14 protein-coding genes are annotated in these 12,512 nt (G+C 68.1%); 8 read left to right on the top strand and 6 right to left on the bottom strand.

Annotation, left to right across the window (positions count from 1 at the left end; all coding sequences use genetic code 11):
- Both GJV64_RS05715 and GJV64_RS05710 read right to left on the bottom strand, forming a co-directional pair.
- A partial coding sequence (locus GJV64_RS05715; protein ID WP_164156317.1) for a COX15/CtaA family protein occupies window positions 1–868 on the bottom strand: 868 nt, incomplete at its 3' end.
- Between the two features lie 56 nt (window positions 869–924).
- Window positions 925–2,523 (bottom strand): M20/M25/M40 family metallo-hydrolase, encoded by a 1,599-nt coding sequence (locus tag GJV64_RS05710; protein ID WP_164156318.1) that lies wholly within the window; start codon window positions 2,521–2,523, stop codon window positions 925–927.
- Window positions 2,524–2,646: 123 nt separating this feature from the next.
- Between GJV64_RS05710 and GJV64_RS05705 the strand changes: the two genes are divergently transcribed.
- The 5 genes from GJV64_RS05705 to GJV64_RS05685 all read left to right on the top strand — a co-directional run bounded on the left by GJV64_RS05705 (window position 2,647) and on the right by GJV64_RS05685 (window position 7,791).
- The gene (locus GJV64_RS05705; protein ID WP_164156316.1) at window positions 2,647–3,015 is read left to right on the top strand and encodes a MerC domain-containing protein; all 369 of its coding nucleotides are present in this window, start codon (window positions 2,647–2,649) and stop codon (window positions 3,013–3,015) included.
- A gap of 63 nt (window positions 3,016–3,078) precedes the next feature.
- On the top strand, window positions 3,079–3,555 hold the full coding sequence (locus GJV64_RS05700) for a Fur family transcriptional regulator (RefSeq protein ID WP_164156315.1): 477 nt from the start codon (window positions 3,079–3,081) through the stop codon (window positions 3,553–3,555).
- A 158-nt stretch (window positions 3,556–3,713) separates the two neighbouring features.
- Window positions 3,714–5,657: a 1-deoxy-D-xylulose-5-phosphate synthase gene (dxs, locus tag GJV64_RS05695; protein ID WP_164156314.1), complete on the top strand. Its 1,944-nt coding sequence runs from the start codon at window positions 3,714–3,716 to the stop codon at window positions 5,655–5,657.
- A 116-nt stretch (window positions 5,658–5,773) separates the two neighbouring features.
- Complete coding sequence (locus tag GJV64_RS05690) at window positions 5,774–6,922, top strand: multidrug effflux MFS transporter (protein WP_235927616.1); 1,149 nt, start codon at window positions 5,774–5,776, stop codon at window positions 6,920–6,922.
- Window positions 6,922–7,791: an EamA family transporter gene (locus GJV64_RS05685; RefSeq protein WP_164156312.1), complete on the top strand. Its 870-nt coding sequence runs from the start codon at window positions 6,922–6,924 to the stop codon at window positions 7,789–7,791. Before GJV64_RS05690 ends, GJV64_RS05685 begins: the two co-directional genes overlap by 1 nt.
- 7 nt (window positions 7,792–7,798) lie before the next feature.
- Here the strand turns inward: GJV64_RS05685 and GJV64_RS05680 are convergent, their stop codons facing one another.
- Window positions 7,799–8,431 (bottom strand): glutathione S-transferase family protein, encoded by a 633-nt coding sequence (locus GJV64_RS05680; protein WP_164156311.1) that lies wholly within the window; start codon window positions 8,429–8,431, stop codon window positions 7,799–7,801.
- A 33-nt stretch (window positions 8,432–8,464) separates the two neighbouring features.
- Here GJV64_RS05680 and arfB point away from each other — a divergent pair, with 33 nt between their 5' ends.
- On the top strand, window positions 8,465–8,872 hold the full coding sequence (gene arfB, locus GJV64_RS05675; protein WP_164156310.1) for an alternative ribosome rescue aminoacyl-tRNA hydrolase ArfB: 408 nt from the start codon (window positions 8,465–8,467) through the stop codon (window positions 8,870–8,872).
- 81 nt (window positions 8,873–8,953) lie between these two features.
- Window positions 8,954–9,313 carry a hypothetical protein gene (locus tag GJV64_RS05670; RefSeq protein ID WP_164156309.1) on the top strand — a complete coding sequence of 120 codons (360 nt, stop codon included), beginning with the start codon at window positions 8,954–8,956 and terminating at the stop codon, window positions 9,311–9,313.
- Between the two features lie 175 nt (window positions 9,314–9,488).
- Here the strand turns inward: GJV64_RS05670 and mce are convergent, their stop codons facing one another.
- The gene (gene mce / locus GJV64_RS05665) at window positions 9,489–9,932 is read right to left on the bottom strand and encodes a methylmalonyl-CoA epimerase (RefSeq protein WP_164156308.1); all 444 of its coding nucleotides are present in this window, start codon (window positions 9,930–9,932) and stop codon (window positions 9,489–9,491) included.
- Between the two features lie 62 nt (window positions 9,933–9,994).
- On the opposite strand from mce, the gene GJV64_RS05660 reads away from it, so the two are divergent.
- Window positions 9,995–10,360: a hypothetical protein gene (locus GJV64_RS05660; protein ID WP_164156307.1), complete on the top strand. Its 366-nt coding sequence runs from the start codon at window positions 9,995–9,997 to the stop codon at window positions 10,358–10,360.
- A gap of 1 nt (window position 10,361) precedes the next feature.
- Here GJV64_RS05660 and GJV64_RS05655 read toward each other — a convergent pair whose 3' ends face one another.
- Both GJV64_RS05655 and GJV64_RS05650 read right to left on the bottom strand, forming a co-directional pair.
- Window positions 10,362–11,846, bottom strand: coding sequence for a DHA2 family efflux MFS transporter permease subunit (locus tag GJV64_RS05655; RefSeq protein WP_235927615.1), 1,485 nt, complete (start codon window positions 11,844–11,846; stop codon window positions 10,362–10,364).
- Window positions 11,847–11,899: 53 nt separating this feature from the next.
- Window positions 11,900–12,512 (bottom strand): HlyD family secretion protein (locus GJV64_RS05650; RefSeq protein ID WP_164156305.1); only part of this gene is annotated, 613 nt, incomplete at its 5' end.

Below are 12,512 nucleotides of genomic sequence, written 5' to 3'. Positions count from 1 at the left end.
CGCCCGCGCCGGCTCGCCAAAGGCGCCACGCCACGGCCAGCAGGGCGGCGGCGACCACGAAGGCCAGGCTGCGGTGGACGAACTGCACGGTCACCGGATCGGCCACCAGGTCGCGCGCGGTTGCCAGGATCCCCTCGGGCACCAGCGCGCCGAACATCAACGGCCAGGTGTCGCTGGCATGGCCGGCGCGCAAGCCGGCAGTGAAGGCGCCCCAGACGATCTGCACGGCGAGCAGCAGCGTTACCGGCCACACCCAGAGGCGCGGCCGGTCGGTGCGTGTGGCGTCCCCGTCCAGCAGGTCGAGCGCGGTCCACAGGCAGCCGGCCATGATGATCAGCGCGTTCGACAAGTGCACGGCCAGCCGTTCGGGCGCCACTTCGGTGCGATCGACAAGGCCGGAGGCGACCATCCACCAGCCAATCGCGCCCTGCAGGCCACCCAGCGCGAACAGGGCGACGAGGCGCAGACGATAGCCGGCGGGGATCTGCCCCTTCAGCCAGAACCACGCCAAGGGCAGCGCGAAGGCCAGCCCCACCAGCCGGCCGAGCAGCCGGTGCACATATTCCCAGAAGAAGATGCCCTTGAACGCCGCCAGGCTCATGCCCTGGTTCATCAGCTGGTACTGGCTCGACTGCTGGTAGAGGGCAAACTGGCGCTGCCATTCCGCCTCGGTCAGCGGCGGCAGCGTGCCCGACACGACATCCCAGCGCGTGATCGATAGGCCGCTTTCGGTGAGCCGCGTGATGCCGCCTACCACCACCATCGTGAACACCAGCGCCGCGATGCCGATCAGCCACAGCGCCACGGCGCGCGGCTGTGCGGAGGAGCGGGGCGATGAGACGCCCTGGGCGGCGGCAAGCGTGGCCATGCCCCCTCCCTAATCGCAAAGCCCCGCCCGTCCAAGCCGGTGCGACGGCGCGGGCTTCACTCCTTCTCGGCCGGGTCCTGGTAGCGGAAGGGATCGGTGGCCTTCGGCTTCGTCGGCAGCGGCCGCGCCGGCAGCGGCTTGTCGGCGTTGGCGGCTTCCCACAGCAGTGAGGCGAGGATCACCGAGGCCTGGCGCAGGTCTTCCGGGCGCAGGTGGTCGAAGGTGTCGACGCTGCTGTGGTGGACCGTGCTGTCATAATCCAGCGGGTCCTGGATGAACTGGAAGGCCGGCAGGCCGATCGCCGACATGAACTCGTGATCGGTGCCGCCGGTGGGGCTGGCCACCACCGCATTGACGCCCATGCTGGCAAAGGGCGACAGCCATTCGCGCAGGGTGGGCACGGCTGCGAAATTGCCCTCGGCATGGATGCCGCGCACCTTGCCGCCGCCGTTGTCGATGTTGAAATAGGCCGCCAGCAGATTGTAGTCGGCCTTCTTCTCGATCGGGAACTGGTCCAGCTTGAAGTCATAGCTCAGCTTGGCCTTCACCGGATCGGGATTGGCCGGGCGGCTGGCAAAATGCCGCTCGATGTAATTGGCCGAGCCATAGAGACCCTGCTCCTCGCCCGACCACAGGGCAAAGCGGATGGTGCGCTTGGGCTTGACCTTCAGGGCGGCGAGGATCCGCGCCGCTTCCATGACCACGGCCGAGCCGGCGGCATTGTCGGCAGCACCATCGGCGGCCACCCAGCTGTCGAGATGGGCGCCGGCCATCACATAGCCGGCCTTGGGATCACTGCCGGCGATATCGGCCAGCACGTTGTAGCCATTGGGGTCGCTGTCATCGAACTTGACCTGCGACTCGATGGTCAGCACCACCTCGCCGCCCTTGGCGAGCCGGGCGAGCCGGCGATAATCCTCGGCGGTGAGTTCCAGGCCAGGCAGCTTCGGCGTCTCGCGGTGCTGATAGCCCTCGCCATGCAGCAGGCCGTTGTCGCGATAGCTCATGCGCACCCAGCCGAGCGCGCCCTCCTTGGCCAGGAATTCGTCAACCTGCTTGCCGAACTGCAGATATTTCAGCCAGTTATCGCCAGCATCCGGCCGCGTCACAGGCTGCTGATATTCATCGAGCTTGCCAATCGCCTCGCCATCGAAGCGCTTGAAGGCCGGCTTGTCGGCATCTTCCGGCGGCCGCGGGAAGCTGATGGCGACGATCTTGCCCTTCAGCTTGCCCTGCCATTCGGCAAAGTCACGCGGCCGCTTCATCGGCGCCACCACCAGCGGCGCCGTGATGCCGCCGGCCGGAGTTGCCGGGGTCCAGGCGACGGGGAGGGTGCGCATCCTGAGGCTGCGCGGCGATTGCATCACCACGCTGGCGCGCTCGACCGACCAGCCGCGACCGAAGTCAAAGCCTTCGGTGCGCACATTGGTGAGCCCCCAGGCCTTGAACCTGTCTTGAGTCCAGCGTTCGGCGGCGCGCATGCCGGGTGAATTGGTGAGCCGTGGTCCGATGCGATCAGTGAGGTGGGCGGCGGTGTCCACCACCTCGCCATGATTCATGGCTTCATCGGTGATCCGCGCCACCATGGCGAGGTCGGGTGCGGCCAGCGCCGGCATGGCGATGGAGGCAAGCAGCAGGGCAGCAAGGGCGCGCATCTTCAGATATTCCCCGTTGGTCAAACCGGGATTGGTTTAGGAGCCGCCGCGGCAGATGGCAACGCGCAGGCGGCAATGCGGTTCCGGCTTGCCAGCAAAGATGTGACATTGTAACACTCTGCCATGCCCGCGGCGCCGTCTTCCCTGCTCGACCGAGTCGCCCTTGGTCTGTCGGGCCTGTGCCTCTTGCACTGCATGGCTGGCTTCCTGCTGCTCAGCCTGTTCGCGCTCACCGGGGACTGGCTGGATCACCGCGTCCACATCATCGGCCTCGTGGTGGCCATGCCACTCGCGGCGGTGGCACTGTGGCGCGGCTGGCGTCGCCATCACCGCGGCGACATCGGCGTGATGGGCTGTCTTGGCCTTGGCATCATGGCCGTGTCGCTTGTGGTGCAGCACGGTGCCCTTGCCGAGATGCTGGTGTCGATGGTCGGTGTCAGCCTGCTGGCCTTTGCGCACTGGCGCAACTTGAAGGCGTTGAGCGCCGCCTGAGCCACCCCGCCCGCGACCTTGCAGTTGCTTGCAACGCCGGGACAATGGGCCGATATTCCGGCCATGCCGCACACCCAGATCCAGCCCCACCGTCACGACCAGCATCACAAGCGTGCCGACCTGGCCAGCGCTGCCGAGGCCCGCCTCACCGACGCCGGCGAGCAGTGGACGCCCCTGCGGGCTTCGGTGTTCGCAGCGCTGGCAGGTTTTGACCGGCCGGTGTCGGCCTATGAGGTGACCGATGCGGTGTCTTCCGGGGTCGGCCGGCGCATCGCAGCCAACAGCGTCTATCGCATCCTCGATCTGTTCGTGGCCAACAACATCGCCAGCCGGGTGGAAAGCGCCAACGCCTTCATCGCCAATGCCCACCCGGATTGCCCGCACGATTGCATCTTCCTGGTCTGCGACCGCTGCGGCAGCGCTACCCATGTCGATGATGACCGCATCACCGGCGATGTTCGCGCTGCCGCCCGGGCTGCCGGCTTCCAGCCGCTGCGCCCGGTGGTGGAGGTGCGGGGCCTGTGCGCGGCCTGCGCCTGACCGCAAGCTGACCCCTGTGCTTGGGGCATCCGGCCCATTGATCTGCCGGGCGATGGGGTTGATGACAGGCCCCGCCTGAGACGCTAAGGGACTTCCCTTAAGCCTTCCGCGAGGAAGCCTTCAGACCACCGCGATGCAACCCAAGCGAGCGTGCCGACATGATCCTTGAAACCCCGCTGCTCGATTCCGTGTCCCTGCCGGCCGATCTCAGGCAGCTGACCCCGGCGCAACTGCCGCAGCTGGCGGAAGAACTGCGGCAGGAGATGATCCACGCGGTGTCGGTGACCGGCGGGCACCTGGGTGCCGGCTTGGGCGTGGTCGAGCTCACCGTGGCGCTGCACTATGTGTTCAACACGCCTGAGGACAAGCTGATCTGGGACGTTGGCCACCAGGCCTATCCGCACAAGATCATCACTGGCCGGCGCGACCGCATCCGCACCCTGCGCCAGCCCGGCGGCCTCAGCGGCTTCACCAAGCGCAGCGAGAGCGAGTATGATCCGTTCGGCGCCGCGCACAGCAGCACCTCCATTTCCGCCGCGCTGGGCTTTGCCATCGCCAACAAGCTGCAGAACAAGCCGGGCAAGGCGATCGCGGTGATCGGCGATGGCGCCATGTCGGCCGGCATGGCCTATGAGGCGATGAACAACGCGCGCGATGCCGGCAACCGGCTCGTCGTCATCCTCAACGACAACGACATGTCGATCGCGCCGCCGGTGGGCGCCCTGTCCTCCTATCTGTCGCGCCTGTTGTCGGGCCGCAAGTTCCTGGAGCTGCGGGAATATCTGAAGCAGGTGTCGGGCAAGGTGCTGCCGCCGCCGCTGCAGAAGGCGGCCGCGCGCATCGATGAATATGCCCGCGGCCTCGCCCAGGGCGGCGGCACGCTGTTCGAGGAACTGGGCTTCTATTATGTCGGCCCCATCGACGGCCACAATCTCGAGCATCTGCTGCCGGTGCTCGAAAATGTCCGCGACGCCGCCGAAGGCCCGATGCTGATCCATGTCGTGACGCAGAAGGGCAAGGGCTATGCCCCGGCCGAGGCCAGTGCCGACAAATATCATGGCGTCGTGAAGTTCGATGTCGTCTCCGGCACCCAGCACAAGCCGCAGCCCAAGGCGCCGGCCTATCAGAATGTCTTTGGCGACATGCTCATTGAGGAAGCGAAGCGCGATCCCAGCATTGTCGCCATCACCGCGGCCATGCCCACCGGCACCGGGGTGGACCGCTTCAACAAGGCCTTCCCCGAACGCACCTTCGATGTCGGCATCGCCGAACAGCACGCCGTCACCTTCGCGGCCGGCCTCGCGGCCCAGGGCATGCGGCCGTTCTGCGCCATCTATTCGACCTTCCTGCAGCGCGCCTATGACCAGGTGGTGCACGATGTCGCCCTGCAGAACCTGCCGGTGCGCTTTGCCATCGACCGCGCCGGGCTGGTGGGGGCCGACGGCGCCACCCACGCCGGCAGCTTCGACATCACCTATCTCGCCACTCTGCCCAACATGGTGGTGATGGCCGCGTCAGACGAGGCCGAGCTGGCCGACATGGTGCATACGGCCGCCGTCTATGACGATGGCCCGATCGCCCTGCGCTACCCGCGTGGCGAGGGCACCGGCATCGCCATCCCCGAAACCCGCACCCGCCTCGAGATCGGCAAGGGCCGCATCGTGCGGGCTGGCAGCAAGGTCGCCATCCTGTCGCTCGGCACCCGCCTGGCCGAGGCGCTGAAGGCTGCCGACGAGCTGGATGCCAAGGGCCTGTCGACCACGGTTGCCGACATGCGCTTTGCCAAGCCGCTCGATGAAGCGCTGATCCGCAAGCTGGCGGCCACGCATGACGTGCTGCTGACGATCGAGGAAGGCGCCATCGGCGGCTTTGGCGCCCATGTGCTGACCATGGCCAGCGACGAGGGCCTGACCGATGCCGGCCTCAAGATCCGCACCCTGCGCCTGCCGGACGTCTATCAGGACCATGACAACCCGGCCAAGCAATATGCCGATGCCGGCCTGGACGCCCCGGCCATCGTGCGCTGCGTGCTCGATGCGCTGCGCCACAACAGCGTGAACGCGGTAGATGAGGGCGCGTCGGGCGGCACCGCTCGCGCGTAAGGCGCTCCGCCGGCCTGAACTAACGCTCGACCGGCGGGCGCCAAGCCCGTAAACGCCGCCCGGTGAACGCCCCCGTTGCCTCTGCTTCCGCGCGCGCCCCGACACTGGGCGAGATCTTGCTGCTCGGCAGTCTCACCGCGTTTGGCGCCGTCACCATCGATCTCTACCTGCCGGCACTGCCCGCCATCGCCCGCGATTATGGCGTGTCGGCCGCGGCGGTGCAGCTCACCTTGTCCACCTTCTTCGTCGGGATGGCGGTGGGGCAGTTGTTCTTCGGGCCGCTGTCTGACCGGATCGGGCGGCGGCCGGCCATCCTTATCGGCTGCGCCGTCTATGTGGTGGCCAGCCTTGCCTGTGCGTTGGCCCCGTCCATCGAGGCGCTGGTGATCGGCCGCTTCTTCCAGGCACTGGGCTGCTGTGCGGCCATGGTCACCTGCCGGGCGATCGTGCGCGACCGTTATGACCATCGCGATTCGGCGCGCATCTTCTCGCTGCTGATGCTGGTGCTGGCAATTGCGCCGCTGCTGGCCCCCACGCTGGGCGGCTGGATCAGCATCGCCGCCGGCTGGCACGCGGTGTTCATCGCCTTCATCATCGTCGGTGTCGGCGTGGCGCTGGCGGTGGGCTGGCGCCTGGAGGAAAGCCGCTCCGAGGCCACCGCCGCCAAGGCGCGCGACTCCTCGATCCTCGCCGCCTATTGGGACTTGCTGAAGCACCGCCGGCTGATCGGCTATCTGCTGGTCGGCGCCGCCAATGGCACCACGCTGTTTAGCTATATTGCCGCCTCGCCCGATCTGGTGGTGGGCACCTGGGGCTTCTCCGAGAGCCAGTTCGGGCTGGTGTTCGCCGCCATTGCCGTGGGCATCGTGGGCTCCAGCCAGGTCAACCGCGCGCTCCTTCGGCACCGCTCGCCCGATGCCATCCTGGCCATTGCGACGCTGGGCGCGGCGCTGGCCGGGGCGGCGCTGCTGTTTGCCGCCATCGGCGATGCGCCCTTGCCGGTGCTGTTCCCGCTGCTGTTCCTGGCGCTGTCGTCGAACGGGCTGATCGCCGCCAATGCCTCGGCCGGCGCGCTGAACGTCGATCCGCTGCGCGCCGGCGCCATTTCGGGGCTGATGGGCGGCATCAACTTCGGGATGGGCGCGGCCGGCTCGGCCCTGGGCGCGGCGCTGCACGATGGCACGGCGCGGCCGCTATCGGCGATCATCGCGGTGGCGCTGCTGATCGCGGCGGCCGCCTATCACGGCCTGGCGAAAGCACGCTGATGAGCCCGCGCGCGCTGCTGCTGGCGCTGGCCGTGGTGGCCGTGTGGGGCACCAATTTCGCGGTGATCGGCGACACGCTGAAAACCCTGCCACCGCTGCTGTTCGCCACGCTGCGCTTCTCCGTGGTGGTGTTCCCGCTGATCCTGTTCGTGCGCCGGCCCGATGTGTCGTGGCGGCTGCTGGCCAGCTATGGCCTCGCCATCGGCGTCGGGCAGTTCGGGCTGCTGTTCATCGCCATCAACGGCCATATCGCCGCCGGGCTGGCCAGCCTGGTCATCCAGATCCAGGCCGTGTTCACCATTGCGATGGCCATGGCCGCCAGCGGCGAACGCCTGCAACCGCTGCAATGGCCGGCGCTGGCGTTGGCGCTGGCTGGGCTTGGCGTGGTGCTGGCCCACAGCGGCGGCGAGGTCAGCCTCCTGGGCCTGGCGCTGGTGCTTGGCGCGGCCTTTGGCTGGGCGCTGGGCAACATGGCCCAGCGCGCCGCCGGCCGGGTGGACATGCTGGGCTTCATCACCTGGTCGTCGCTGTTCGCGGTGCCGCCGCTGTTTGCGCTGTCGCTGGCGCTGGAAGGCTGGCCGGGAATCGTGGCCGGCATGGCGGCGATGACGCCGGCCACCTGGGCGGCGGTGGCCTGGCAGGCGGTGGGCAACACGCTGTTCGGCTATGGCACGTGGGGCTGGCTGCTGGCACGCTATCCCGCGGCCAGCGTGGCACCCACCGCGCTCCTGGTGCCGGTGTTCGGCATGGCATCGACCGCGTTGTGGCTGGGCGAGCCGTTGCCGGCGTGGAAACTCATCGCCGCCGCGCTCATCATCGGCGGGCTGGGGCTCAACCTCGTCGCAACGCGCCAGCCGGCGCGGGCGTGATCGATCCTCAGTCGGGCAAGCGGAAGCTGTAGGGCTCGGTCTTGCTGGCTGCGGTCCGCCACGCGGGCCGTGCCTGCACCCGCCGCGCATAGGCGGCGATGTTGGGGAAATGCGCACCCAGCCCCTGCAGGGTGGCGATCTCGGCGATGAAGCTCATCATGATGTCGGCGCCGGTCAGCCGGTTTTCGATCAACCAGTCATTCTCGCCGAGCCGCTGGCTGAAATAGGCGACATGGGCGCCGATCTGTTCCTGGATGCGCGGTGCCAGCGGGGCGGCGGCCTCGCCCAGCCGGGCAGTGTAGAGCGCCAGGAGGAAGGGCGTCATCGCCGAGCCTTCGGCGAAATGCAGCCACATCAGATAATCCTCGTGCGCGGCAGTGCCCTGCTGCGGGATCAGCCGGCCGTGGCCGTGGTGGCGCAGGATCCAGTCGGTGATGGCGCCGCTTTCGAACACGATGGTGCCGGCATCCTCGATCACGGGCGACTTGCCGAGCGGATGGATGGCCTTCAGCTCCGGCGGCGCCAGGTTGGTGGTGGCATCGCGGGTGTAATGCTTGATCTCATAGGGCGTGCCCAGTTCCTCCAGCAGCCACAGGATGCGCTGCGAACGGCTGTTGTTGAGATGGTGGACGATGATCATGGCCTTGGCTCTCCCGATTCGATAAAGCGCAGCATGGCCGTTTCCATCCCCGAAGACGAACTGGAAGAAACGTTCATTCGTGCCGGCGGCCCGGGCGGGCAGAATGTCAACAAGGTCTCCTCCGCGGTACAGCTGCGCTTCGATGCCGCCGCCTCGCCCAGCCTGCCCGAAGATGTGAAGCAGCGGCTGCTCCGCCTGGCCGGCCGCAAGGCCACCGGCGACGGCGTCATCGTCATCACCGCCAACCGTTTTCGTGATCAGGCCCGCAACCGCGAGGATGCCCGCGCCCGGCTGGCCGAGATGGTGGCGAAGGCGTGCGTCCGTCCACTGGTGCGGCGGCCGACGCGGCCCACGCTGGGCGCCAAGCAGCGCCGGCTGGCCGGCAAGGCGGTCCGTGCCGGCATCAAGGCGGGCCGTGGCCGGGTCACCAGTGACGAGTGATCGATTGCAATCAGGCGGGCTTCAAATTCTGGCCCGCGCGCACTACCTTCCGTCCACGACAGTGATCGAAAGGATTTTACCATGGCTGACGAAAACGCCCTGACCACCACCACTGATGCCGCCGCCGATGCTGCCGCCGAAGCGGCCGGCAAGCTCGACAAGATCAAGGCCGATCTGAAGGTCCAGGCCGACAAGGCGATCGGCAAGGCCAAGGACGCGGCGACCGCCGCCTATGACAAGGCCGCTGCCAAGGCCCGCGAACTTGCCGACGCCGCGCCGGAAAAGGCCCGCGAAGTCAAGGAACGCGCCCAGAAGGTGACCGAGGAAGGCACCGCAAGGGTGCGCACCACCGTGCAGGAACAGCCGCTGGCAGCGCTGGGCGCCGGCATCGCGCTGGGCTTTGTCGTTGGCTGGCTGCTGAGCGGCCGGCGCAAGGACTGATAGCAAGCGGGCAGGCCGATAACGGCGTTATCGGCCGACTCCGCGGGCAGCAGCCAGCGGGTGAGGCAGGTTCCCATCGAAATGCCATTTCGCGGGGCCCGTTCGCGGCGGCCTCAGGCGCCCCCTGCAGCCCGTCTGACGTCAGGCCGGAGCTTTGCTTCGGTCGCCTCTCGCCTCAGTGATGTCCGTCCGGCTCTTGCATGAGTTCCACAAGAACGCCCCCCGTATCACGCGGGTGGACGAAGATCACCGGCACGCCATGGGCACCCAGGCGCGGCTCGCCGGTGCCCAGCACGGTGGCGCCGCGAGCGCGCATCGCATCGCGTGCCGCGATGATGTCGGCCACTTCAAAACATACATGATGCTGCCCGCCATTGGGGTTCTTCTTCAGGAAGCCGTGGATGGGCGAATCCGCGCCCAGCGGCTCGATCAGTTCAAGCTGGCTGTTGGCGACATCGATGAACGCGACCCGTACGCCCTGCGCCGGCAGGTCGAACGCCGGGGTGGAGACGGTGGCGCCGAACAGCCGGCCGTACATGGCTACCTGGTCGTCGATGGACGGGCAGGCGATGCCGACATGGTTCAGCCGGCCCAGAAGCAGGGGGGGAAGCGCTGACATAGGGGGTCCTCCATTTCGCCGCTCCCCCTTGCACGGGCGGGCAAAGCCGGCAAGCTGACAGGATGATCTACATCGTCCTCAACGCCGTGCCGATCGGGCTGGCCACCCTTCTCGGCCTACTGCTGGCGCAGTTTCTCGACCGGCCGAAACGCCTGAGTGGCTGGCTGGTGGCGCTGGTCAGCGCGGCGTGGCTCAACGCCATCCTTGCCGGTGCGCTGATCCTGGCGCCGCCCAAGGCGCCGATCTGGGTGATGACCATCGGTTCGGCGGTGGTGATCTGGGCTGGGTTCGTGGTGCCGGCGCTGGCCACCTCATTGAGCCTTGCCGGGCAGCGCTGGGGGCGGATCGCGCGCGCCTGCCTGTGGTGGTTGCTGCTGATGATCGTGTCCGCTGCCGTGATGCGTCTGGTGGGGCTGACGCCGCCCTGATCTACTCGGGCATGTGCACCGGGGGCGCGCGCTTCGCCGGGCGCAGGATCGGTAGAAGCAGCAGCATGGCCAGCGCCATGAACGCCATCGCCCTGAACACGTCGATATAGGCGATCATCAGCGCCTGCCGGCTCACCGCGCCATTGAGCACCGCCACCACGCTGCCGAGCCCTGCGGCGCCCAGCGCGGCGGGGTCTGCCCAGGGCTGGCTGAACGGCGTGATGCCGCTGCCCAGATCGGCGTGGCTCACCTGCGCCTGGCGTTCGAGCAGCGCCACCGCCACGCTGATCCCGATCGAGCCGCCGATGTTCCTCAAGAGCATGAAGATCGCCGAGGCATCCGTGCGCAGCGCCATCGGCAGTGAAGCAAAGGCGATGGTGTTCAGCGGCACGAACACCAGCCCCAGCCCGGCGCCCTGCACGAAGCCGGTGGCGATGAACGGCCAGGCGCCCTGTTCGGGGGAGAACAGGCTCATCCCCCACAGGCCGGCGCCGGTGAGGGTGAAGCCGGCGGCCAGCAGCGCGCGCGGATCGGTGCCGCGGCCCAGCAATTGCCCGGCCGACATCATGCTGATCATCATGCCGATGCCGCGCGGCATCATCAGTTCGCCCGAGGTCACCACCGGATAGCCGAACAGCGTCTGCACCATGGTCGGCAACAGGGCGGTGGTGGCTACCAGCAGGAAGCCCACCAGCGTGATGAACAGCATGCCGGTCATGGCGTTGCGGTCGGTGAGCATCTGGCGATCGATGATGGCGCCCGGCGTGCGCAGCGCATGGACGCCAAACGCCCACAAGGCCGACAGCGCGAGGGCCAGTTCCACCCGCACCTCCCAGCTGTCGAACCAGTCGAGCTGCTGGCCACGGTCCAGCGCCAGCTGCAACGTCGCCATGCCCAGCGCGAGGAGGGCAAAGCCGATATGATCGAAGCGCCGGGGCTGCAGTCGCGGTTCCGGCAGCACGCCGGCCGCCAGGGAAAAGCAGATCAGGCCCACCGGCAGGTTGATCAGGAATACCCAGCGCCAGTCGAAGCTGTCGGTCAGCCAGCCGCCCACCACCGGGCCCAGGATCGGGCCGACCATCACGCCCACGCCCCACCAGGCCATGGCAGGCCCGTGCTTCTCCTGAGGCCACACATCCAGCACATAGGCCTGGCCCAGCGGCGCCAGAAAGGCCCCGGCGGCCCCCTGCAGCATGCGCCACAGCACCATTTCGGCAAGGCTGCCGGCCAGCCCGCACAGCACCGAGGTGGCGGTGAAGGCCGCCACCGACCACAGGAACAGGGTGCGCCGGCCAAAGCGCGCCGACAGCCAGCCGGTCAAGGGCGTGGCGACGGCGGTGGCGACGATATAGCTGGTCAGCACCCAGGTGACATTGTCGGCCGCGGCATTCAGGCTGGGCTGCATGTGGGGCAGCGCCACGTTGGCGATGGTGCTGTCGAGGATGGTCATGAAGCTGCCCAGCATCACCACCGCCGTGATCACCACGGGCGACGCCTGACTGGCAGCTGCAGGCGTTGCGGCTGGCGGCGCCGCGCTGCTCACTTGGTGATCACCGTCACGTCTGCCGACAGGCCGGCGATCATCGGCAGCGTGTCGGGCACGCGCTCAAGCCGGATGCGCACCGGCACGCGTTGCACCACCTTCACCCAGTTGCCGGTGGCATTCTGCGCCGGCAGCACGGAAAATTCGGCGCCAGTGCCCACCCCGATGCTCTCCACCCGGCCGGTCAGTGGCCGGTCGGGAAAGGCGTCCAGCCGCACCTCGGCCTTCTGGCCCACCGCCATGTCGGCGAGGTCGGTCTCTTTGAAATTGGCTTCGACATAGGCACTGCCGGTGACCATCAGGCTCATCGTGGCGACGCCCTGGATCATGGCCTGGCCGCGCTGGAGCCGCGTGGTTTGCGTCACGATGCCATTGGCCGGCGCGCGGATATCGCTGCGCGCCAGGTCGAGCGCGGCGCGATCGCGCAGCGCCTTCATCTCGCGCACCAGCGGATGGTTTTCCACGTCGATGGCGCTGCCGGCGGCAGCCCGCGCGCGGGCGTCATCGGCCAGCGCGCGGCTGAGTTCGGCGCGGGCGTTGGCGGCTTCATACTCGGCCTGCTGCAGCCGGGCGCGGGTGGCAAAGCCGCGCGCCAGCAGCTGCTGCTGG

It is taken from the genome of Sandarakinorhabdus rubra (genome assembly GCF_010994245.1).
Classification (GTDB): Bacteria; Pseudomonadota; Alphaproteobacteria; order Sphingomonadales; family Sphingomonadaceae; genus Sandarakinorhabdus; species Sandarakinorhabdus rubra.
Note: the sequence above shows the minus strand (reverse complement) of the source record. Positions and strands in the feature narration are given on the sequence as shown.

Bases quoted from the DNA above. Each gene is read 5' to 3' on its own strand.
- GJV64_RS05670 (WP_164156309.1), top strand. From the start codon at position 8,954: ATGGCTGACGAAAACGCCCTGACCACCACCACTGATGCCGCCGCCGAT.
- dxs (WP_164156314.1), top strand. From the start codon at position 3,714: ATGATCCTTGAAACCCCGCTGCTCGATTCCGTGTCCCTGCCGGCCGAT.
- GJV64_RS05705 (WP_164156316.1), top strand. From the start codon at position 2,647: ATGCCCGCGGCGCCGTCTTCCCTGCTCGACCGAGTCGCCCTTGGTCTG.
- mce (WP_164156308.1), bottom strand. From the start codon at position 9,932: ATGTCAGCGCTTCCCCCCCTGCTTCTGGGCCGGCTGAACCATGTCGGC.
- GJV64_RS05685 (WP_164156312.1), top strand. From the start codon at position 6,922: ATGAGCCCGCGCGCGCTGCTGCTGGCGCTGGCCGTGGTGGCCGTGTGG.
- GJV64_RS05710 (WP_164156318.1), bottom strand. From the start codon at position 2,523: ATGCGCGCCCTTGCTGCCCTGCTGCTTGCCTCCATCGCCATGCCGGCG.
- GJV64_RS05700 (WP_164156315.1), top strand. From the start codon at position 3,079: ATGCCGCACACCCAGATCCAGCCCCACCGTCACGACCAGCATCACAAG.
- GJV64_RS05680 (WP_164156311.1), bottom strand. From the start codon at position 8,431: ATGATCATCGTCCACCATCTCAACAACAGCCGTTCGCAGCGCATCCTG.
- arfB (WP_164156310.1), top strand. From the start codon at position 8,465: ATGGCCGTTTCCATCCCCGAAGACGAACTGGAAGAAACGTTCATTCGT.
- GJV64_RS05660 (WP_164156307.1), top strand. From the start codon at position 9,995: ATGATCTACATCGTCCTCAACGCCGTGCCGATCGGGCTGGCCACCCTT.